The sequence below is a fragment of the Paenibacillus sp. sgz302191 genome (genome assembly GCF_057749925.1).
The window spans coordinates 287,018-308,564 of record NZ_JBYLHY010000002.1; the positions used below are offsets into that span (position 1 = coordinate 287,018).

Below are 21,547 nucleotides of genomic sequence, written 5' to 3' on the forward strand. Positions count from 1 at the left end.
GCCGGGACGTTCTCGATTAGTCTTCCCCTCCTTGTGCCGGTCCCGGTTTTAGACCGGAGGACTGCCGCCGTTGGTCATACGTCCCCGTAAGTCGCGGACGAGTCTCCATTTTCCACCACGGAGCCCTGACCAGAACGTCTTTCATTTCCGCCATTTTAGGAGTCGCTGCATCCGAGAGATACGGAACGCCGAACGAACGCAAGCTGCACATATGCAGAACGATCGCGATAATCCCCATCATAACGCCGACCAACCCCAGCGTTCCCGCAAGAATGATTAACGGAAATCGGAGCATCCGTACGGCAATCCCGGTAATATAGCGCGGGATCATGAAGGAGGCGATTCCGGTAATGGCCACCACGATGACCATCGGCGCGGACACAAGACCGGCTTGAACCGCCGCCTGACCGATGACGAGCGCACCGACGATGCTAACGGCGGCGCCAACCTGCTTGGGCAACCGCACGCCCGCTTCACGCAGCGCTTCAAAGGAGATTTCCATGATCAGCGCTTCGATCAGAGCCGGAAAAGGTACGGATTCCCGAGAGCTCGCCATGCTGATTAACAAGGAGCCGGGCACCATCTCTTGATGAAAAGTAAGAGTTGCCACATACAAAGATGGAAGAAGAAGTGAAATAGCGATAAAACTGTAACGAAGCCAACGAATAATTGTGGAGACCATAAAACGCTGGTAATAATCTTCCTGAGATTGAATCAATGAAAAAAAAGTGATGGGGGCAACCAATACGAAGGGCGTTCCCTCCGTCAAAATCGCCACTCTTCCTTCCAGCAAACAACCGCAGACCACGTCGGGCCGTTCCGTACCAAGTAATTGCGGGAAAGGAGAATAAGGGTGATCCTCAATCATCTCCTCGATATAACCGCTTTCCAGAATTCCGTCTATCTGAATGCGGTTAAGACGATTTTTGACTTCTTCCACCAGCGTCGGGTCCACGAGTTCTTCGACATAAGCGACAACGACTTTCGTTTGGGTATACGATCCGATTTTCATCGATTCCATTTTGAGGAGAGGGCTCTTGATAATGCGCCGTATTTGGGAAGTATTGGTCCGCAGCGTTTCGGTAAAGCCTTCTCGCGGTCCTCTGATCCCTACTTCGGCTGAAGGTTCTTCAATTCCGCGTTTTTCCCATTTGGCCAACCCCAAAGCAAAACCGATCACCTCGTTGTCGCACAACAGGATCGGGTAACCATTCGAAAGATACTCTACGCATTGTGCAAATGTGGTGAATCCATCCGCTTTCGATACGGATAATTTGCGCTCAATAAGCCGCTCGATACCGTCGTTATTATCGATTCCTTCCGTTATGAGGGGGGCTATGACATGCCGCTCGATCCCTTCAGGGTCGGACAAGCCTTCAATATACATGATGAGCGCTTTCGCCTTTCCTCCGATGAGAAAGGAACGGTAAATCACGTCCGAGCAATTGTCATAAAGTGCGCGAAGTGAGTCTTCATTTTGATCCAAATTCGAATTCAGATTTTGCGGCTGCGGCATTTCGGAACTATTTTGTTGGAAATGATTGCGATTCGGTTCTACTCTCAATCTTTTGAACAGGCTTCTGATCAAGCGGAGTGTCCTCATCGGGATGAAATCCTTTCGATAACATTCTTGTTAAATATATTGTCGAATTTTTCCTAATTTATACGAGGAACCCCCGAGTTCAAATTTAATGGTTTCGGGCAGCTCTGCGCACGCCTAAAATTCTATATATTTATTTAATATATATTATTATAATAATTATTATTGACAAAGGTTTGGAACAGGTTTAGAGTTTGGTTATGAGCAGTGGTCTCATATGGATTACCGGACTTCGTCGAAGCATTAGCGGTTTCCTACAACACTATACGCAAAAAGGAGAGTAACAAAAATGACTATGATTTCAGTGAATTATCCCGAAAATCGGATTACAAAAGAGCAGCGTCGTCTTTTAGCGGAATCTTTGACAGATGCCGTACTTATTCCGGAAGTAGGCCAATTTTGTCCGCCGGCACGCGAAGGTTTTCAAGTGCGCTTTACAGAGCGTCCTGCAGATTACATGGCTATTGGAGGAAAGCTGCTTTCGGACATGCCTGAGCGTGACGTTATTACCGTTAACGTATTAGTGATGGACGGTGATTGGCCTAATGAGGTCCGAAAACAGGTCCTTGAGAATATTATTGCCAGTTTGACTAAAGCTCTTGAAGTTCCGGAGCCATCTCCTGCATGGTGGGTATCCTTCCAAGTCATTGAAGAAGGAAGCTGGGGTTCGCGCGGCGGTGTGCTTTCCATTTTAGATTTGTTGGATTCGGGAGTTTTTACAGAGGAAAAAATAAAGGCAATCCGTCAAAACATTCAGAGATAGGCAGAACAGATGATAGCGGGTTCGACAAATTCCTCGTTGATATCCCATGCAAGCATGAGCAAATGTGGTATCGCGTCTCCTTTTTATGATACAATATGTATCAGAAAATAGAGATTGGAGTGGATAACTGTGCCTTATTATCACTACAAGGAGTTGTGGAGCCCGCTTGCCCTGTTCGGCATTCGATTTTTCCGGGATGAGGAAGGGGGACTGTGGATTAAAGTTCGCGACAATCGCCGCAGAAAGCTCAGATAACCTCGTGGTTACCAATAATATCCATAAACGCAAGCGCAAAATTTCCTCGATAACCTAAAATTGACCTTCGCTCAAAAAAAAGAGGACCAACACCGTTTCCATGTCAGTCCGCTTTCATGTTAACTTGATCCGCTCATCGGCTTACGCTTGAGCCCGTTCCAGCAGTTCTTTAACGGCAACGCTCACCATAATTAATCCGGCTACAGGCGGAACGAATGCATTGCTGGCCGGCGGCATTTGCGCTTTGCGTATTTCCGGCGCATTTTCGGGCACGATCTGCTGGGTGACATCTTCGCGCGGCTTGATCGGCTGCTCGGTTGAGAAGACGACTTTGACCCCTTTTTTGATGCCTTCCTTGCGCAGCTTATGACGAATCACCCGTGCGATCGGGTCCATAGTCGTTTTGGAAATATCGGCAACTTTGAACTGCGACGGATCCATTTTGTTCGCCGCGCCCATGCTGGACACGATCGGGATTTTCCGGTCGAGGCATTGCTTGATCAGATGTATTTTGTAGCTGATCGTATCGCTCGCGTCAAGCACGTAGTCGAGCTTGTATTCAAACAGCTTCTCGTACGTTTCTTCGGTGTAAAACATGCGCAGCGCGATCGCATCGCACTCCGGATTGATCAATTTGATCCGGTCGCGCATCAAATCGGCCTTCGGCTGCCCGACGGTCGTGGTCAGGGCATGGATTTGGCGATTGATATTCGTAATATCGACTACGTCTTTATCGATGAGAATAATTCGGCCGACTCCGGTACGTGCCAGCGCTTCCGCTGCAATCGAGCCTACGCCGCCGATGCCGAGCACGGCCACCGTGCTGTTTTTCATCACTTCCAGGCCTTCCGGCCCGATCGCCAGCTCCGTACGGGAAAATTGATGAAGCATGAGATACGGTCCCCCTTTGGTATGCATGAACCATAAAAAGCGCGGAAAACCGCGTTACAGCTTGGATTTGCACACTTGTCCAGCTGCTGTAACGCGGGCTTTCCGGCTTTTTTGCTATTGATAGAAGCCCCTTCGCTTAAGCTTTAGCCGCAGGCTGCTTCAAAGACACGCGGATCGACAGCTGCTCAAGCTGCTGATCGTCGACTGTCGCCGGCGCGTCCATCAGCAGATCCGTAGCGCTCGCCGTTTTCGGGAACGCGATCGTTTCCCTGAGGTTCGTGCGGCCTGCGATCAGCATGACCAGACGGTCGAAACCGAAGGCGATACCGCCGTGAGGAGGCGTTCCGTATTCGAAAGCTTCCAGCAAATAGCCGAATTTGTCGTAGGCGTCCTCTTTCGAAAAGCCGAGCGCCGCGAACATTTTTTCCTGTACTTCACGCTTGTAAATACGCATCGAGCCGCCGCCTACTTCGTAGCCGTTGAGCACGAGGTCGTACGCCTGCGCGCGGATTTGGCCGGGGTCCGTATCGAAGAAAGGCAGGTCCTCTTCTTTCGGACGCGTGAACGGATGGTGCTCCGCAACGTAGCGTTTTTGTTCCTCATCGTAGCTCAGCAGAGGGAAGTCGATAACCCATGCGAATTTGAAGACGGAATCGTCAATCAGACCGAGGTCGCGGCCGATTTTCAGACGCAGGTTTCCGAGAACGTCGGCAACCACTTTCTTTTTGTCGGCGGAGAAGAGCAGCAAGTCGCCTTCTTCCGCACCCAGACGCTCAGTCAGAGCGGCAATCTCGGCTTCGTTGAAAAATTTCACGATAGGCCCTTTGAACTCGCCGTCTTTTACCTGAATCCAGGCGAGACCTTTGGCCCCGTACCTGGCCGCGAACGGCAGCAAATCGTCGATTTCCTTACGGCTCCATGTACCGCAGCCTTTGGCGTTCAGCGCTTTGACTTGACCGCCGCCTTTGATCACGTTGGCAAACACTTGAACCCCGGACTCGCCGACGATGTCGGAGACGTCCTGCAGTTCCAGCCCGAAGCGCAGGTCAGGCTTATCGGAGCCGTATTTGCCGATCGCGTCGGCATAGCTCAGACGCTGGAACGGACGGGCAATTTCAACGCCTGCGGTAGTTTTCATCAGCTCGGCGACGAGCTCTTCCATCATGTCGAGAAGCTGATCCCGCGTCAGGAACGAAGTCTCAATGTCGACTTGCGTGAATTCCGGCTGGCGGTCTGCGCGGAGATCTTCGTCGCGGAAGCAGCGCGCGATTTGGTAATAGCGCTCAAGGCCGCTCACCATCAGCAGCTGTTTATAAATTTGCGGAGACTGCGGCAGTGCAAAAAATTCGCCCGGATGCACGCGGCTCGGCACCAAATAATCGCGGGCGCCTTCCGGCGAGCTTTTCGTCAAAATCGGTGTTTCAACCTCGATAAAGCCATGATCGTCAAGGAAATTGCGGAATACTTTCGCCGCTTTGGAGCGCAGCATCAACGTTTTTTGCATTTCCGGACGGCGCAGGTCGAGATAGCGGTATTTCAGGCGAACGGCTTCGTCCACGTCAACGCCGTCTTCGATAAAGAACGGAGGCGTCTTCGCCGGGTTCATGATTTCGATTTCCGTAACCTGGATTTCGATTTCGCCGGTTGCGATGTTTTTGTTGACGGTTTCCGGGTCGCGTTCTACGACTTTTCCTTGCACGGCCAGCACGTATTCATTGCGCGCACGGTCGGCTACGGCAAGCGCATCGCCGGAGAAGTCCGGGTTGAAGACGATTTGCACGAGCCCGCTTCTGTCGCGCAGATCGATGAACAGTACGCCCCCCAGGTCGCGTCTTCTTTGCACCCATCCGTTTAATGTAACTATTTGTCCTACTTCAGCTTTCGTCAATTGTCCGCAGTGATGTGTTCTGAGCAACATGGTTGTGCAGCCTCCTAAAATAATTTGTCTGTTATGCAAACAGCGTTTTCGCCGCATTCGCGGTCAAATCCGCCAAGCTGACGGTCATTTGGTCTCCGGTCGCCATCTTTTTCAGCGTAATTTCTCCCCGGGCCAGCTCATCGTCGCCGAGAATCGCGACATACGCCGCGTGAAAACGGTCAGCCGATTTCATCTGCGCCTTGATCTTCCGGCCGAGATAATCTTTCTCCGCGGCAATTCCCTGCTGCCTCAACTGGTAAAGCAGCTTGGCCGCTTCCCGCTCCGCAGCTTCGCCAAGAGCGATCAAATAGACGTCAAGCGGTTCAGGCTTAGGCACCTCGACGCCCTGGCTGGCAAGAACGAGCAAAATCCGTTCCAGGCCGAGCCCAAGGCCTACGCCGGGCTGATCGCTGCCGCCGATTTGCTCCACGAGACCGTTGTAGCGGCCGCCGCCGCCGATCGTATCGATCGCTCCGATCCCCGCAGCCTTGTATTCAAAGGCCGTATGTGTATAGTAATCGAGTCCGCGGACGAGACGGGGATTAATGGTAAAAGGAATGTCCATGCCCTTTAGGTGATCCTGTACGGTCTGGAAGTGCGTCGTACACTCTTCATCAAGAAACTGCAAAATGTCCGGCGCCCCTTCCCCGTACTTTTGATCTATTTTGCAATCGAGAATACGCATCGGGTTGCGGTCGAAACGGGACTGGCAGTCTTTGCACAGCTTATCTTTGACCGGCGCGAAAAACTTTTGAAGCTCTGTCCGGTAAGCGGTTCGCACGGAAGGCGTACCGACCGAATTGATTTCCACGCTCACGTTCTTCAAGCCGATCTCCTTGTAAAACGTAAAGCCCAGCGCGATCACTTCCGCATCGATGCTTGGATCGACGGAGCCGAAAGCCTCGATGCCGAACTGGTGGAACTGCCGGTAGCGTCCTGCCTGCGGCTGCTCGTAGCGGAACATCGGGCCCACATAGTACAGCTTGCTTACGTCAGGCTCCCCGTACAGCTTGTTTTCCACATATGCCCGCACGACTCCGGCCGTGCCTTCGGGACGAAGCGAAATGCTGCGGTCTCCTTTGTCGAGAAACGTATACATTTCTTTTTCCACGATATCCGTCGTTTCGCCGACTCCCCGGGAAAACAGCTCCGTGTGCTCGAAGATCGGGGTGCGAATTTCTTTGTAGTTGAATCTTCGGCACAGCTCCCTGGCTTTGGTCTCCAAATACTGCCACTTCTCCACTTCGCCGGGCAGAAGATCCTGTGTGCCTTTCGGTTTTTGAATGCTCATCGGTTTCAACCTCCTAATTTCAGTTTCCAAGGCGACGCCAAACAAAAAATCTCCCGCCCCGACATTATCTGTCAGGGACGAGAGATTCGATTGCCAAATTCACCCGTGGTACCACCCACATTCAGGACTGCCCTGTCATCAAAAAAGACGAATCACGGCTAAATCCTGCTCTTTGCGGTTAACGCCCGCTATACGCTCGGCAGCTACTTGCACATCGGCTCGATGCGGTTCCCTGCCGGTCCTCGGGGAAGTCTTTCATCCGCTCATCAAAAGGAAGCTTGCAGCCTCGGCTTCCCTCTCTGAATATGTGGGGGCGAATTACTCTGTCCCTTCAACGGATCGTTGAAGTATCCAATTACGTTATTGCTAATTGTAAACATTGGCAGCGTTAAAGTCAAGTAAGCAAATTTAATGTTGGTCCGCCCATTTTTGCAGCTCGTCCATGACGGGCTTGAGCCCTTTTCCCTTTTCTGTCAATTCGTATTCAATACGCACCGGAGTTTCCGGATAAACGTGACGGATTATGATTCCTGCAGCTTCTAGCTCCTTAAATCGTTCCGAAAGCATACGATCGCTCATACTGGGGATGAGTTCGGAAATGTCCTTAAACCGCTTGGGGCCCGTAAGCAGCACGCGAATAATAAGTCCTGTCCAACGTTTGCCAATCAGTTCAAAAGCATTTTCGAATTTGGGACACAGTTGATAGTCTTCCATACGAATCATCTCCTTATAAACAATTTTAACATAGTTGCTTGACAAAAGTAAGTGTTCGTCATAATATACTAACATAAAGTAAGTTGTTAAACAAAAATAATTTATGAAGGAGTTGTTAGTTATGGCATTAGGACTACTTATTATTCGTTTGGTGATCGGACTAACCTTCGCGGCGCACGGCACGCAAAAATTGTTCGGCTGGTTCGGAGGCTACGGCCCCAAAGGAACCGGCGGTTTCTTCGATTCGATCGGCATTAAACCCGGCGTCACAATGGCCGTGCTGGCCGGTCTCGCCGAGCTGGCCGGAGGCCTGCTGTTCGCGGCCGGGCTTTGGACCGTCGCCGGCGCCGCGCTGATCGCGCTCACGATGCTTGTCGCTATCGTAAAAGTGCACGGCCAGAACGGCTACTGGTCCACATCCAACGGTTCGGAGTACAATGTTGCGTTAATTGCCATTGCAATTGGCGTCGCTCTGATCGGCGCAGGCGACTATTCGCTTGACGCTCTTATGTAAAAATAAGCGGCCGCGTATTTATGAAAGCCGCCCGGAGCTGCAGTTTGCGCCCGGGCGGCTTTTCTTGTTTGGCCGGCTGCGACCGGCATTGACTTTCTGCACGGCGCGCAGCTCCCAGCCTGCGGTGTTGCGCTGCATGGCGGCGGTCGATCGACCACTGACTGACTTGGTCTGGCTTGGTCTGGCACCGCCTGGCCTGCCTTAGCCTGACTTCACATGCTCGGCTTGGCATACCTTGGCTTGCCTGGCCTGAATCTACTTGACTTGGCACCGCCTGGCCTGCCTTAACCTGACTTCACATGGCATGGCTTGACTGCCTTGAAATGGCTTGGCCTGGCCTGGCTTGATCTGGCCTGGCTTGATCTGGCTTGGCTTGACCTGACTTAGCCTGCCTTTGCCTGGCTTTCCATGGCTCGGCTTGGCCTAACTATGCAGCGGCAGCGGGCAAAGCCTGCAAAAGTGCAGGCTTTTTCGAAGGAAAGGGCCTGTTTTTGGGAAAAGCCTGCAATTGTGCAGGAATTACCCTCATCTCGGCCTCTTTCTACAGTTTTAGCAGCAAAAGCCTGCTGATTCGCAGGAATTTTCCGTGGCAAGCGATTTAAGGAGCAAAAAGATGCACTTTTGCAGGCTTTCTGAGTTTTTAGAGTGTTGGCTTTACTTTCGCCCAAGAAAATAGCCTGCAGCACAAAGCTGCAGGCCTTCAAGGAATTTATATTTTAAAGGGGGTCGAGTTTTATTATATCCGCCCATGATTAAGAGCGTATGAAAAACAAATTACATTTCGGTTACAAAGCTTTGCGTCGCGCTCCCGGTGCGCGGTGTTGCACTGCATGACTGCGGTCGGTCGACCAAATGCCTGTTTTTCAACAATTTTCATCTTCTGCGCATCGTATATTCAGTCTCTTTACACATATACATGGTATTGCAGGGGAAGGAAGAATCCCCTCGAAAAAAAGAGGAGGCTGATAGCGATGAAAGCACAAAACGAATTGCAAGAACGGCTGCAGGATTTATTGGTGCTCTTCTCCGAAGACGCGGACGAAGTCGGTGCAGTCGAAGAGGAAGCGGATGCTTCGGAAGCTGAAGACGACGCTGTAGAAGAAGCGGACGGCGCGGACGGCGGCGAATCTTCCGAAGAAGACGCTGCTTCCGATGATGAGGCAGTGGACGACGAAGCGGACGAAGATGCGGACGATGGGGAAGCGGATGCTGAAGAGGCGGATGAAGAAGCGGACGATGCTGATGAGGATAGCGGCGAGGAAGCTGCGGAAGAAGCGGATGATTCCCCAGAGGATGCCTCCGACTCCGAGGCGTAACTGTAAGCGCACTCAGCATTCCCATCCACTAACAGGTTAAGAGCCTTATTACCCGTTCTGCGCGGTAATAAGGCTCTTGACTTATAATGCTTTGCCTGTCAAGCCGACCTTCAGGTCCTTGATCAGCATATAGGTGTCTGCATTCGTAAGATTTTGCTGGTCGGATATGAGCTTAACCGACGCATCCGTCAACAGACCGGCGCGGATAAGCTCGCCTTGCGCTTCTGCCGGAGAAGTTTTTATACCGAGTGCCTGCGTAATCGTATAGCTGGCCTGCTCTAATGTCAGCGGGATTTTGTCGGAATTGTCCAGCTTCGCGATCGCTCCCGACGGATCGCCTTTGAATGCGTCCGGCTTCATTTTTTTGGCACCGTTCACGACATTGACCATGCGCTTCGGATTCGCCTTGTCGTCCAGATGGAAGTTGTTGTCATATGCGCCTGTCGCCAGCCCCAGCATGAGCGCCGTTTTCAATCCTTCATACTCTTTATGCTGCATAAACGGTTCCGGCTTCAGCTGGATAGGCTGAATATCTACTCCCTGGCTGCCCAAATCCGCCTGGAGTTTGGCAACCGCCTCTTTCGACGCGGAGAGCTGTCTGAACGTCATGTTATCCTGCCGGGCGATTTTTGCCGCGACGCCCGCCGCTTGGCCTTCGGCGATTCCGGTCGGAATGACGCGCGCACTGCCGTGCGGCAGCGTGTCGTAGCTTGCCGATCTCCCGACGACGAGGAGGCCGTCCACTTTTTGCGGAACGAGGCTGCTGAACGGAATGGCGTATTGCGTCGGATGGCAGACGACATTGCCTGAATCCGTCGGGGACACCCGCTGGATATCGACGGCGTAAGAGCCAAAGCCGATGCGGTCCCACTGATCGTTGTTCGAGCAAACGTCGACGATGCTCAACCGGTATTCGCCCTCCATATGGCGCGTTTCACGCACATACAGCTCCGGAGCCGTACCCGCCAGTTCCAGACCGGCAAACTCCGGGAACGTTTTTTTCATGTATTCCACGACATTCGGCAGTTCTTTTTTCCCGATTTCAAAAGCATCCTGAACCGACTTCGGATCGAACGGGTCCACCCCGAATATTTGCAAAGAGTTGACCAGCACGGTGTTGTCGTTCTCTCTGCCCATGTTCAGGCCGCGCATTTTGGCGCGTTCTTTATTGATCGGCGGATAGCTGCTCATCTCCCCGTAGCCCCAGACGCTTACATCGTCCACGCCCGTGTTCGAATTGTTGTCGCCGTTGAGCCGCTTCGCCATCTGGCTCCATACTTCAGGAGTCACATTAGCCAGGCGGAATACGAGCGTCACCGCCATTTTGGACTTCGGATCGCCCAGATCTTCCCGGCCGGTCGTGAACGGAACGCCCGCCGCAGCGGCAAAATCCCCATCCTGCGTCGCGTCGATAACCGATCCGGCCCTCACCGTCTGCTTGGTGCCGTCCTCCAGAACGATCGCCGCACCTTGTACCTGCGGATTTCCGGATGCGCCCTGAACGGTAACCGGCTCGATCTTTTGAGTTTTCAGCAAAATATCAATGTTCTTCTCATTGCGGACGATATCGTAAAAGGCGTTTGCCGCCGTATTGACGTCGAACGAGCTGCCTTCGACCTTGGCATACCATTCGGTGAAAAAGCCTTTGTTCAGAAATTCGTGTTTGCCGAGCGGATTCGTCTTGGGCGCGTAATTCAAATCCAGCGTATTCAGCCATCCCAAAGTCATGAGACCGCCGAGTATTTCCCGGTTGCGCCCGTCAACGAGCAGCGTCGACAGGCCGTTGCGGGCCGCCGACACAGCCGCGGCGATTCCTTCCGGGTCTGTTCCGACTACGATGACATCGTATGAGTCCTTCGCTTTTTTGAGCGATTTCACCGGCTCCAGCGCCTGCTTGTGGCCTCTTGGCGCGCCGATCGCCAAGTGCTTGTACTGATAATACAGCGATGCGGCGGCAGCCAGCACGGCAAGCAGAATAAGGGCCGCCATCCAGAAAATCCATCCTTTGGACGGAGCATTGTTTGTTCGGGAACGGGTTGACATACGTAATTAGACACCAGCCTTAAGTTTACTGCGTTTCTTGCAGCCTCGCGCCCGAAGGCTTGTAAGCTTCATTCAGCAGCATTATTTTTTTCTCGATATATTCCTTATACGCCTGATTGTAGACACTCGGTTCTTTCGGATTCGGAAAACGTTCGATCCGCTGCGGCTCCTGCTCCGCGGCATCGCGGGGAAATAAAATTTTGCTGACCGCGCCGCAGCCCAGCCCGATAATCGTCTGGCGCTCCTCCATCATGAGGATGTTGTACAAGCTTTCGCGACCTTCAAAGGAGTAGCCCACATTTTCCAAATTGCCCAAAATATTTTTTTGCCTGTACAAGTAGTAAGGGACATATTCGTGCTGCTGCGTCCACTCTATAGCCCGATTCATCATGTCTTCGACCTCATCGCGCCCCGCTACTTCGTATTGATCGCGGTTTTTCGTCATCCGCGAAGCGCGCTTAAAAGACAGCGTATGCACCGTCAGCGACTCGGGCAAAAGCTTTTCCGTCTCGCGCAAGGAATGCTCAAGCTCGTTCATGCCTTCGTTCGGAAGCCCGATAATCAGATCCATGTTGATGTTGTCGAGCCCCATGTCCCGCGCCAGCTTGAACTTCTCCACGGTTTCCTCGACCGTATGATGCCGGCCGATTGCATCCAGCGTCTCCTGCGTAAAGCTTTGCGGATTGATGCTGATGCGGTCGACGTTCCATTTTTTCATGACTTCGATTTTTTCCGGGGTAATCGTATCGGGCCTGCCCGCTTCCACGGTCAGCTCCCGCACCGCGTTCATATCCGGGAACGACTCGTGCATCGTCACGAACAAGGCGTCCATCTCTTCGGCCGTAATGCTTGTCGGAGTGCCGCCTCCCCAATAGATCGTCGTGATGCGCAAGTCCGCGTCCTTCATCCACTGTCCCATGATGCGAAGCTCCTCGTGCAAGCCGTGCAAAAACGAGTTGACCGATCCGTTATTGCCGCGGATATCGTAAGCCGGGAACGTGCAGTAGGCGCATTTCGTCGGGCAAAACGGAATCCCGATATAGACGCTGACCTCGCGGTCCAGGTGGAACAAATCGGGGATGACCTTGAGCTGGCGCTCCGCGATCTCCACAAGCAGCCGCGCCTTCTCCTCGCTGACCAAATACTGCTCCAGCAAAATTTGCAGACAGGCGGCGCGGTCGTGCTTTTGCAGCAAATTGTGCATCAGCTTGGTCGGGCGCACGCCCGTCAGAATTCCCCACGGCTGCGTAAGCCCCGTCATACGCTGCAGCGCCTGCAAAAGCGCCGTGCACACAGCCCGGCGAACAGCAGCTTTGCTTGCCGCCGCGTCTGCAGCATCCGCCGAGCGCTCGTTGCGCGCCGTCCATTCCTCGGCAGCGGCGGCATCGCGGACCCGAACGGAAGCGCAAGCTTTGCCGGGTTCAGCCGTTTCCAGCACAATATCGATCTGGAGCTCGGCATCGCCGGCCTGCAAATAGCTGATCTCCACTTCCTCAAAAAACAGCCGGTTAATATGTAAAATTTCCGTCGTCAGCTCGTGAAAACCGGAACGGGTCACTTGAATTTTCAAACAAAACCCTCCATTGTTTGTATCGCTTTTGCAGATCCTGCCGGTTACGCCACTTGTTAGTTTACCATATTTTCATAGCCGTGAGAAATTTGGCGAAAATCTGACGGGTCAAAGGAGCGATGCCGCCCGGCACGAATAAAGCCCCGGCGCTGCCTAAGATGACGGCAGTGACCGGGGCTTTCGGATCATCGGTATGATTTTTTCGGAACGCTTTTCAGCTTTTCCTGTTCGGAGGTGAACTCCTGGCTCATTTCTACATCGCCCAAAGCGGGCGCCTGGCTGAGTCTTTCTGCAAAAGTCCCGTGCAGCAGTTGCTGCTGCGCCGCCGTCATCGCTTTATGCTTGATCGATTGCCGCATCCTGGTGCCCCTAACTGACTGGTTTGTACACTTAGTGTTGCCAGCCGGCGGGCAATCTAACCCTTGCTGTCGATAATGAGCGTAACGGGTCCCCAGTTGGTAAAGCTTACGTCCATCATTTCGCCGAAAGCGCCGGTCTCGACCCGCAGACCCTGCGCTCTGAGCAGCTCGTTGAACTTCTCGTAGAGCGGCTCCGCGGTCTCCGGCCTGGCCGCCGCCATAAAATTCGGGCGCTTGCCTTTGCGACAGTCCCCGTACAAAGTATACTGGGAAACCGACAAAATTTGCCCTCCCGTATCCGTGACGGACAAATTCATCTTGCCAGTCTCATCTTCGAAGATGCGAAGCCCCGCAACTTTATCGGCCAAATATTTCGCATCCTGTTCCGTATCCTCATGCGTAACGCCGATAAGCAGCATCAAGCCTTGCTCGATTTGTCCGATCGTCTTTCCGTTAACCGCAACAGCGGCCTGCTTGCATCGCTGCACCACTACCCGCATGATCTGCCGACTCTCCTAAGTTTGCATAATTCGCTGGACGGAATAAACGTCCTTGACGCGTTTGATTTTTTCCACGACCGACTGCAGATGGTCGATATTTTTGATCAAAATGGTCATGTGGATCGTCGCCATTTTGTTTTTGTCCGAACGGCCCGATACCGCGGATATCATCGTTTTGCTTTCCGAGACGGCCTGCAGCACTTCGTTGAGGAAACCGCGGCGGTCATGTCCGGTAATCTCGATTTCCACATTAAAATTGGATTCGACGGCCTCGGCCCATTCCACCTCAATGACGCGTTCCTCTTCGCCCATGCTGTTAGGAATGTTCAAGCAATCCTGACGGTGAACGGACACCCCGCGGCCGCGCGTAATATAGCCGATAATGGAATCGCCGGGCACCGGATTGCAGCAGCGCGCGAACCGTACAAGCAGGTTGTCTACGCCTTTGACGCGTACGCCGTTGGTCGGACGCCCTTTGCGCTCGTTTTGCGGCTGCGCCTTCACTTCTTTGACCTCGCCGGTCAGCTGCAGCGACTGCGCTTCCTCGGCTTCCTTGCGCAGCTTCTCCGTCAGCTTCGTGCAAATTTGCGCCGCTGTAATGCCGCCGAAGCCGACTGCCGAAAGCATATCTTCAATGTCGTTAAAATTGTATTTTTTCGCGGCTTCCAGCAGCTTGTCGTCGCTCATGAGCGTCGGAGGATCGATAGCCAAGCGCTTCAGCTCGCGCTCGATCATCTCCTTGCCTTTTTCCACGTTCTCCTCGCGCTTCTCTTTTTTGAACCACTGCTTGATCTTGCTGCGGGCGTGCGAGGATTGAGCGATTTTTATCCAGTCCTGGCTGGGGCCGTACGAATGTTTGGAAGTTAAAATTTCGACAATATCGCCGGTTTTCAGCTTATGGTCCAGCGGTACGATCCGCCCGTTCACCTTGGCCCCGATCGTCCGGTTGCCGACTTCCGTATGGATGCGGTAGGCAAAATCGAGCGGCACCGATCCCGCCGGCAATTCGATGACTTCGCCTTTCGGCGTAAAGACAAAAACAAGGTCGGAGAAGAAATCCATTTTCATGGATTCCATAAATTCCGAAGCGTCGCTCGTCTCCTGCTGCAGCTCAAGAATTTCTCTGAACCAGTTCATCTTGTCTTCGAACGTGCCCGACGGCACCACAGAGCCGCCTTCTTTATATGCCCAGTGCGCGGCGATCCCGAATTCGGACGTTTTGTGCATTTCCCATGTGCGGATCTGCACTTCCAGCGGCTCGCCTTTCGGCCCGATCACCGTCGTATGCAAAGACTGGTACATATTGGGCTTGGGCATCGCGATATAGTCCTTGAAACGGCCCGGCATCGGCTTCCACAACGTATGGATGATGCCGAGCGAGGCGTAGCAATCCTTGATATTATCGACAATGACCCGCAGCGCCATCAGATCGTAAATCTCATTGAACTGCTTGCCGCGGGAGCTCATCTTTTTGTAAATGCTGTACAAATGCTTGGGGCGCCCGGAAATGTCCCCCTGAATGCCCATTTCTTCGAGCTTTTCCTTAATGCTCTGAATAACGTTCTCGATGTACTGCTCCCGCTCCGCGCGCTTCTTCTGCATCAGGTTCACGATCCGGTAATACTGCTGCGGGTTCAAATAACGGAGAGCAATGTCCTCCATCTCCCATTTGATCGTCGAAATCCCGAGCCGGTGCGCAATGGGGCAAAAAATTTCCAGCGTTTCCTCCGCAATGCGCCGCTGACTTTCTTCCGACTGGTACTTGAGTGTGCGCATGTTGTGAAGACGGTCGGCAAGCTTGATCAAAATTACGCGGATGTCCTGCGCCATGGCAACGAACATTTTGCGATAATTTTCGTTCTGTTGCTCTTCCTTCGACTTGAATTTGATTCTCTCCAGTTTGGTCAATCCGTCAACCAGCATTGCGCATGTTTTTCCGAATTTATCGAGAACGGCCTCCAAAGAAACCGTCGTATCTTCTACGACATCATGAAGCAGCGCTGCAATGATGGAGGTCACGTCCATCTGCATGTTGACCAAAATTTCAGCAACAGCCAAAGGATGCAGAATGTAGGGTTCCCCCGATTTGCGCACTTGGCCGTGATGGGCTTCATCGGCAAACTCGTAGGCCTCCCGAATCCGCTGCAAATCATTCTCCTTCAGATAGGTGGCGGCCTTCTCCAGCAGCAGCTCTATACCCATTCATCTACCCATTCCCTTTAGTCGATTTTTATTCATTATGCCTTCAAGGCAGGCTCCGCGTCAACTGCCCGCCGGCTTACTTTCGACAAAACACGGTCTTTTCTCGCAAACCTTTCACATTTCGAATAAGCAAGACAGGGAGTATTTAGAAATTTTACTAGTATCAGCCCGATATACCTAATTTATCAAAGGATAAAGCTTCCGAAGGTGCGGTTTCGCGTTGAGATCGGGGTATCATCTGATTAAGCTCAAGCAGCCGCCATAACTTTTCCGTAATCTCTGCTGCAGAACAGGGCATTGTGTGCATAAACCACCATTCAATCACTCCGGCAACCGCCGAGCTCAAAAATTGCACTAAAATGTCCTTGCTCAGGTCATCCAGATTCAAATGGTTTTTAATTTGTTCCCGTATTCCCTTTTTTATTAATTCTTGCAAATGGTTTGTAAAGGAAGGAACGCCTCTGTTCGTTAAAAAAGTTCTGTAAAAAAGAGCATTCTTCTCCATTTGTTCAAATGTGCGGAGCAATGAATCCTTCGAGAGATAAGTCTCTGTTTCGTCCACCGGCAAGCAGCTTTCGATTAGTTGTCCCAGTTGAGTCTCCAAGCATTTATCCAATAGATCGTATTTATCCGAATAATGCGAATAAACGGTGCCCCGGTTTACATCGGCACGCTCGGCGATTTCGTTAATCGTTATTTTTTCAAAATCTTTTTCCGCCATCAGATGAATGAACGCCTTCATAATGGCTGCTTGGTTTTTTTTTACTCTTCTGTCCATCGAGATACCCCTTTAATTGAACAATGGATTGTAATCTGTTGAAAAACCAACATTACCGATAAGATTAACGATTGAAGCATGTTTGGAAAGCTGATAGTCTGATTATATTGAACAAATGGTTAAAAAACAACAATCGTAAAAAAAGGAGTGCGTATACCTTGAGAATATTAGTTTACGGCGCGGGAGTTTTAGGCAGTTATCTTGCTCATGCCTTGGTACGTGGGAGTAGCAATGAAGTAACGGTGCTCGCCAGAGGGAAGCGAGCTGAGCAGTTGCAAAAAGACGGGCTCGTCATTCGCCATTATTTTCAGCGAAAAACTACTGTCGATGAAGTAAAAGTAATCCAAGCACTTCAACCGGATGATAGTTACGATCTCATTTTTGTTGTTATGAAATACAATGATTTCCCGTCAGTACTGCCGATTTTGGCAAAAAACCAGAGCCGTAATATTGTCCTTGTCGGCAATAATACCGATGCCCGCGAGATGCAAATTTTTCTGCAGGAAAATAGCCTCGTTAACAAACATGTAGTCTTCGGGTTTCAACTTAGCGGAGGAGTCAGAGAAAAGAGCGGTCGCATTATCTGCATACGCGGCGGTGGACATATGGTACTTGGCAGTCTATACGGCGGTATTCCATTTCAACATTTGCTGGAAAATGCTTTCAAGCATGTTAAGTATACATTAACTTATCATGAAGATATGGACGCTTGGCTTAAAAGTCATATCGTTCCTATTGTGCCTTTAAACTCCATTGGCTATCTCTACGACGGTGATCTAAAGCGGGCAGCCAAGGACAAAAAGCTATTAAAGCAAGCTATATCAGCGGTGGACGAAGGGTTTCAGGTGTTGGAAAAATTGGGTTATACGATCACTCCTGCAAGCCAAGTTAAATGGATTCGTAAGCATAAACACGGTGTATATTATGGTTTAAAACTGCTGCATAATTTACCGTTTATGAAATTTGTGGTTGGATCTTTCGGCGAAATTGCGGCTTTGTTTGATTCGTTCAATAAGTTGAAGCTGCAATCAAACATTGCAACTCCCCATTGGGACGAAATTGAAAAACAAGCGGTTTCCAAGTTTAATTTAAATGCGCGGCAGTCCGAGGCTTGATGTTCGTTTCACATCAGACCCGTTGTAACCGGGAATTCCTGCACAAATCGAAGCCTTTCCGTCAAACGAACCGTTTCCCTCGAAAAAGACTGCACAAGCCGGAGAGCATTGAGAAGTTCATCTGCTTAAGCTGACGGATCTACTTGCAGCAACAGGCTGCGGCCGAAAAACCTGCAAAAATACATCTTTTTGCCTGCGGATACGCTTGCAGCGAAAAATTCCTGCAAATCTGCAGGCTTTTTTGCTGCTGCGGTAGGTACAAGTCCATTTTGCTTGAAATTCCTGCATAATTGCAGGCTTTTCCGCCAAACGAGACATTTCCTTGGAAAAAGCCTGTACTTTTGCAGGTTTTTTGGTTAATCGGGGACAGCAGAGGGGCTACCGAGGAGCTGGCGATTACTGCCAAGGATTTCCAAGGACTTTCGAGGGCTGCAGAGAACTGCCAAAGTCTGCCGCCGCCAAAGACTGCCAAGGACTTCCGGAGACTTCCAAGGACCGCCGAGGGCTGCCAAGTCGATCAACAAACCGCCTCCACATTTTCCAAGTCCTGGAACAGAGGCTAAATCTTCGCCGCGCACGGTTCCCGGCGCGCAGTGGGTATTGCATGACGGTCAACCACATGCCCCCTGTTTGGAGCTTGTTCCGGCCTTTGCCTGGTCAACAATTTTAAAGGGGCTGCCCCTAAGGCCATATGTGACCTTTTTGGGACAACCCCTCGTATGATTAATATTGTACCAACGAAACGACGTCGATACCGCCCAGCTTCTCTCTGCCGTCCAGGTAGGACAGCTCGATCAGGAACGCGGCTCCGACGATGTCTCCGCCAAGCTGCTTGATCAAGTTGATCGAAGTTTGAATCGTGCCGCCCGTTGCGAGCAGGTCATCGGCAATAAGCACTTTTTGACCTGGCTTGATAGCGTCCTGGTGCATAGCCAGCTTGTCCTTGCCGTACTCCAGGGCGTAATCCGCCTCAATCGTATTCCCCGGAAGCTTGCCGCTTTTACGGATCGGCACAAAGCCGACGCCCAGCGCGTAAGCCAGCGGAGCACCGACAACAAAACCGCGCGCCTCCGGGCCGGCAATGACGTCGATCTGCTTATCGGCCACCAGTTGTTTTATTTGGTCGATCGCCTCTTTGTAGACGGCTCCGTTTTGCAGCAAGGTGGTAATGTCCTTGAAGCTAATTCCCGGCTGCGGAAAATCCGGAATGACGCGAATATACTCTTTAAAATTCATACGATCTCCTCCACTGCTTGTTTATCATTGTTCAATTGCTCCACGATCCACTGCTCGAGCTCTTTGGTCGAGGAATACAAAATGATCGATTCCACTTCCTGGCGGTGCAATTTGTCCTGGTAAAGCCTGGACGACCCCAGGTCTTTTTTGTCCGGGGACGGCTGCAGCTTTACGATGCCGCCTGTCCGCTCAAGAAAGCCCAGTTCTTCGAATACCGAAAAAATAAATTCGATCATAGCCGGTGAAAGCCCTGTGCGCTTGCTTAACGACTGCATGAAGCGCTGGTCCTGCGCATTCATCGGCCCATGCTTCTGCAAAGTGCCGTACAGCAGCTTGAACATGTCACGCGAAGGCATGGCCCCGCCATGCTGCTGTCCAAGCTCCGCAAAAACGGCGTAGCAGCGCATCATACCCGGGCTTTGCCGCAGTAAACGCTTGAAGCCCGCGATGCTTCGCGGCGCTGAATATAGCACAATATCCTGCATACGGGCAAACTGCAAGCCCGCCGCCTGCTCATTACCCGGCACCACCGTGCCTGAGCGCTGAAGCATCCAGAGAGGGTAATTCCACCCGGCCTGCACGGCCGCAGCAGCCAAGTCGGCTTCGTCAAACAACACTATAGCCGGCGGCACGATGCCGTCGCTCGCCCCGGGCATGTCGGCGAGAGAGCTCGCAAGCGCGGACAGCTTCGATTCCATCTGCTGCGCTCCGCGCCAGTCGAACAGTTGGATATGCGGCACCCGCAAATCCTGCATCACGATCTGCGGCTTGCGCACTCCGTTCCACTCGTTGACGGAAAGCTCGCCCAGCACGTCGATGCGCGAAGTCGGCGCAATAAGGCTGCTCAGGCTTCCTTTGCCGAAGCCGACAGCTTCCACGGACCGGCTGACCTCGTCCTCCGTTTGCGAAAGCGCAAGCTTCAGATGCTGCTTTTCTTTGCCCATCGTGCGGATTTCGCCGAGCGTCAAATCCGTGAAAACGAACCTTGGCGCCGGGTTCCCCATGCCGAACGGCGCCAGCTTGCCAAGCTGCTCGATGCTCGCTATCGGCACGCTTTGCAGGCTGCATTCGCTGTCCGCTTTGAGCAGCGGGATGAAATCCTGCTCCGTGAGCCATTCTCCGGCAAGCTGGTTCAGCTTCCGGGAGAACGCTCCGACGTCGCTGCGGTTCAAGCTCATGCCGGCCGCAGCCTGATGGCCGCCGTAATGGTCAAGCCACTCCCGGCAAGCCGTCAGCGCCTTGTACATATCGAATCCGGCTATGGAGCGCGCCGAACCTTTGGCAATTCCCGTCAGCGGGTCGATGCTGAGAACGAGTGCAGGCCTGTAATGCTTCTCGACGATTTTGGAAGCGACGATTCCCACTACGCCCACGTTCCATTCTTCCTTCGCAACTACAATGACTTTATCCAGCCCTTGGCTGCGCTGCTCCTCCGCCATGGCCATCGCTTCGGCCGTCATGTCCTCTACGATGCGCTGGCGCTCTTTGTTGAGCATGTCCAGTTCAAAGGCGATATGCTCGGCTTCCTGCTCCGCATCGGTCGTCAACAGCTTCACCGCATCGTCCGCGCATTCCAGCCGCCCGCTCGCATTAATGCGCGGCGCCAGGGAAAAGCCGATATGCGAAGCCGTCACTTCCTTCCGCTCGATGCCCGAAACGCCGAGCAGCGCCCGGATGCCGACATAAGCGGAAGCTTGCATGCGTTCGAGCCCCCATTTGACGATCAAACGGTTCTCGCCGGTTAACGGCATCAAATCGGCGACCGTGCCGATAGCCGCAAACTCCAGCAGCTCTTCCGGCAAACGTCCAAGAAGAGCATGAGCTAACTTGAAGGCGACTCCGACGCCGGCCAAATGCTTGTATGGGTACGGACAGTCCGGCTTTTTCGGATTTATAACGGAAAGTGCGTCAGGCAGTACTTCAGGCGGTTCGTGATGATCGGTTACGATAACATCCATGCCAAGCTCCTGAATATACTGTACTTCATCCACGGCGCTAATACCAGTGTCCACCGTAATGATAAGCGAGACGCCCTGCTCCTTGGCTTTGTCGATCGCGCTGCGGTTCAAACCGTAGCCTTCCCGGATGCGGTGGGGAATATATGTATCGAAGCGGGCGCCAAGCCCTCTGAGCAGATGCACCATCAACGAGGTGCTGCTCACTCCGTCGGCGTCGTAATCGCCGTATACACGTATGAATTCACCCCGGGCGAGCGCCCGGTGAATACGATCGACTGCCGGACGCATGCCGTCCAGCAAAAAAGGATCGTGAAAATGTTCTTTGCCGCCGCTTAAAAAAAGTTCGGCCTCTTCCGCGGTTCGTATATCCCGGAGAACAAGAAGCCGGGCGACAAGCGGATCTATGTTCAAATCGCGAATGAAAGTTTCAACAAGAGCTTCCTCCGCTTTGCCGATATTCCATCTCGCCTTTGGCGCTAGCACCGTCGTTCCCTCCCCGTGTGCTTGCTTCGCAAGCGTCAATT

At 52.3% G+C, this 21,547-nt stretch carries 19 protein-coding genes; 4 read left to right on the plus strand and 15 right to left on the minus strand.

Going from position 1 to position 21,547, the window contains the following annotated elements:
- Nucleotides 1-16 precede the first annotated feature (16 nt).
- Nucleotides 17-1,603, minus strand: coding sequence for a spore germination protein (locus AC3G2T_RS03650; protein WP_474680365.1), 1,587 nt, complete (start codon nucleotides 1,601-1,603; stop codon nucleotides 17-19).
- A gap of 286 nt (nucleotides 1,604-1,889) precedes the next feature.
- On the opposite strand from AC3G2T_RS03650, the gene AC3G2T_RS03655 reads away from it, so the two are divergent.
- A complete protein-coding gene (locus AC3G2T_RS03655) occupies nucleotides 1,890-2,363 on the plus strand; it encodes a tautomerase family protein (protein WP_474680366.1) in 474 nt (157 codons plus the stop codon).
- A 396-nt stretch (nucleotides 2,364-2,759) separates the two neighbouring features.
- Here AC3G2T_RS03655 and AC3G2T_RS03660 read toward each other — a convergent pair whose 3' ends face one another.
- The 4 genes from AC3G2T_RS03660 to AC3G2T_RS03675 form a co-directional block, all read right to left on the minus strand.
- Nucleotides 2,760-3,509, minus strand: coding sequence for a tRNA threonylcarbamoyladenosine dehydratase (locus AC3G2T_RS03660; RefSeq protein ID WP_474680367.1), 750 nt, complete (start codon nucleotides 3,507-3,509; stop codon nucleotides 2,760-2,762).
- Between the two features lie 136 nt (nucleotides 3,510-3,645).
- Nucleotides 3,646-5,427: an aspartate--tRNA ligase gene (gene aspS / locus AC3G2T_RS03665; protein WP_474680368.1), complete on the minus strand. Its 1,782-nt coding sequence runs from the start codon at nucleotides 5,425-5,427 to the stop codon at nucleotides 3,646-3,648.
- A gap of 31 nt (nucleotides 5,428-5,458) precedes the next feature.
- Entirely contained in the window at nucleotides 5,459-6,718 is a 1,260-nt protein-coding gene (gene hisS, locus AC3G2T_RS03670; RefSeq protein ID WP_474680369.1) for a histidine--tRNA ligase, read from the minus strand.
- Between the two features lie 408 nt (nucleotides 6,719-7,126).
- Nucleotides 7,127-7,432 carry a winged helix-turn-helix transcriptional regulator gene (locus AC3G2T_RS03675; RefSeq protein ID WP_474680370.1) on the minus strand — a complete coding sequence of 102 codons (306 nt, stop codon included), beginning with the start codon at nucleotides 7,430-7,432 and terminating at the stop codon, nucleotides 7,127-7,129.
- 121 nt (nucleotides 7,433-7,553) lie between these two features.
- On the opposite strand from AC3G2T_RS03675, the gene AC3G2T_RS03680 reads away from it, so the two are divergent.
- Nucleotides 7,554-7,946, plus strand: a complete 393-nt coding sequence (locus tag AC3G2T_RS03680; protein ID WP_474680371.1) for a DoxX family protein — start codon at nucleotides 7,554-7,556, stop codon at nucleotides 7,944-7,946.
- 383 nt (nucleotides 7,947-8,329) lie between these two features.
- Here AC3G2T_RS03680 and AC3G2T_RS03685 read toward each other — a convergent pair whose 3' ends face one another.
- The gene (locus AC3G2T_RS03685; protein WP_488434562.1) at nucleotides 8,330-8,614 is read right to left on the minus strand and encodes a hypothetical protein; all 285 of its coding nucleotides are present in this window, start codon (nucleotides 8,612-8,614) and stop codon (nucleotides 8,330-8,332) included.
- 303 nt (nucleotides 8,615-8,917) lie between these two features.
- On the opposite strand from AC3G2T_RS03685, the gene AC3G2T_RS03690 reads away from it, so the two are divergent.
- Nucleotides 8,918-9,262, plus strand: coding sequence for a hypothetical protein (locus AC3G2T_RS03690; protein WP_474680373.1), 345 nt, complete (start codon nucleotides 8,918-8,920; stop codon nucleotides 9,260-9,262).
- Between the two features lie 81 nt (nucleotides 9,263-9,343).
- Here AC3G2T_RS03690 and AC3G2T_RS03695 read toward each other — a convergent pair whose 3' ends face one another.
- The 6 genes from AC3G2T_RS03695 to AC3G2T_RS03720 all read right to left on the minus strand — a co-directional run bounded on the left by AC3G2T_RS03695 (nucleotide 9,344) and on the right by AC3G2T_RS03720 (nucleotide 16,714).
- Nucleotides 9,344-11,251: an FAD-dependent oxidoreductase gene (locus AC3G2T_RS03695; RefSeq protein ID WP_488434563.1), complete on the minus strand. Its 1,908-nt coding sequence runs from the start codon at nucleotides 11,249-11,251 to the stop codon at nucleotides 9,344-9,346.
- 79 nt (nucleotides 11,252-11,330) lie between these two features.
- A complete protein-coding gene (locus AC3G2T_RS03700; protein ID WP_488434564.1) occupies nucleotides 11,331-12,875 on the minus strand; it encodes a coproporphyrinogen III oxidase in 1,545 nt (514 codons plus the stop codon).
- 185 nt (nucleotides 12,876-13,060) lie between these two features.
- Nucleotides 13,061-13,234 carry a hypothetical protein gene (locus tag AC3G2T_RS03705; protein ID WP_474680376.1) on the minus strand — a complete coding sequence of 58 codons (174 nt, stop codon included), beginning with the start codon at nucleotides 13,232-13,234 and terminating at the stop codon, nucleotides 13,061-13,063.
- A 56-nt stretch (nucleotides 13,235-13,290) separates the two neighbouring features.
- Nucleotides 13,291-13,734: a D-aminoacyl-tRNA deacylase gene (gene dtd, locus AC3G2T_RS03710; RefSeq protein ID WP_488434565.1), complete on the minus strand. Its 444-nt coding sequence runs from the start codon at nucleotides 13,732-13,734 to the stop codon at nucleotides 13,291-13,293.
- Between the two features lie 15 nt (nucleotides 13,735-13,749).
- The gene (locus AC3G2T_RS03715; RefSeq protein ID WP_474680378.1) at nucleotides 13,750-15,936 is read right to left on the minus strand and encodes a RelA/SpoT family protein; all 2,187 of its coding nucleotides are present in this window, start codon (nucleotides 15,934-15,936) and stop codon (nucleotides 13,750-13,752) included.
- 163 nt (nucleotides 15,937-16,099) lie between these two features.
- A complete protein-coding gene (locus AC3G2T_RS03720) occupies nucleotides 16,100-16,714 on the minus strand; it encodes a TetR/AcrR family transcriptional regulator (RefSeq protein ID WP_474680379.1) in 615 nt (204 codons plus the stop codon).
- 158 nt (nucleotides 16,715-16,872) lie between these two features.
- On the opposite strand from AC3G2T_RS03720, the gene AC3G2T_RS03725 reads away from it, so the two are divergent.
- Nucleotides 16,873-17,829: a ketopantoate reductase family protein gene (locus tag AC3G2T_RS03725; protein WP_488434566.1), complete on the plus strand. Its 957-nt coding sequence runs from the start codon at nucleotides 16,873-16,875 to the stop codon at nucleotides 17,827-17,829.
- A gap of 139 nt (nucleotides 17,830-17,968) precedes the next feature.
- Here AC3G2T_RS03725 and AC3G2T_RS03730 read toward each other — a convergent pair whose 3' ends face one another.
- From AC3G2T_RS03730 to recJ, 3 genes are all read right to left on the minus strand, one after another.
- The gene (locus AC3G2T_RS03730; protein WP_488434567.1) at nucleotides 17,969-18,301 is read right to left on the minus strand and encodes a hypothetical protein; all 333 of its coding nucleotides are present in this window, start codon (nucleotides 18,299-18,301) and stop codon (nucleotides 17,969-17,971) included.
- 251 nt (nucleotides 18,302-18,552) lie between these two features.
- A complete protein-coding gene (locus AC3G2T_RS03735) occupies nucleotides 18,553-19,065 on the minus strand; it encodes an adenine phosphoribosyltransferase (RefSeq protein ID WP_488434568.1) in 513 nt (170 codons plus the stop codon).
- Nucleotides 19,062-21,506, minus strand: a complete 2,445-nt coding sequence (gene recJ, locus AC3G2T_RS03740; protein ID WP_488434569.1) for a single-stranded-DNA-specific exonuclease RecJ — start codon at nucleotides 21,504-21,506, stop codon at nucleotides 19,062-19,064. Before recJ ends, AC3G2T_RS03735 begins: the two co-directional genes overlap by 4 nt.
- Between the last annotated feature and the right edge of the window lie 41 nt (nucleotides 21,507-21,547).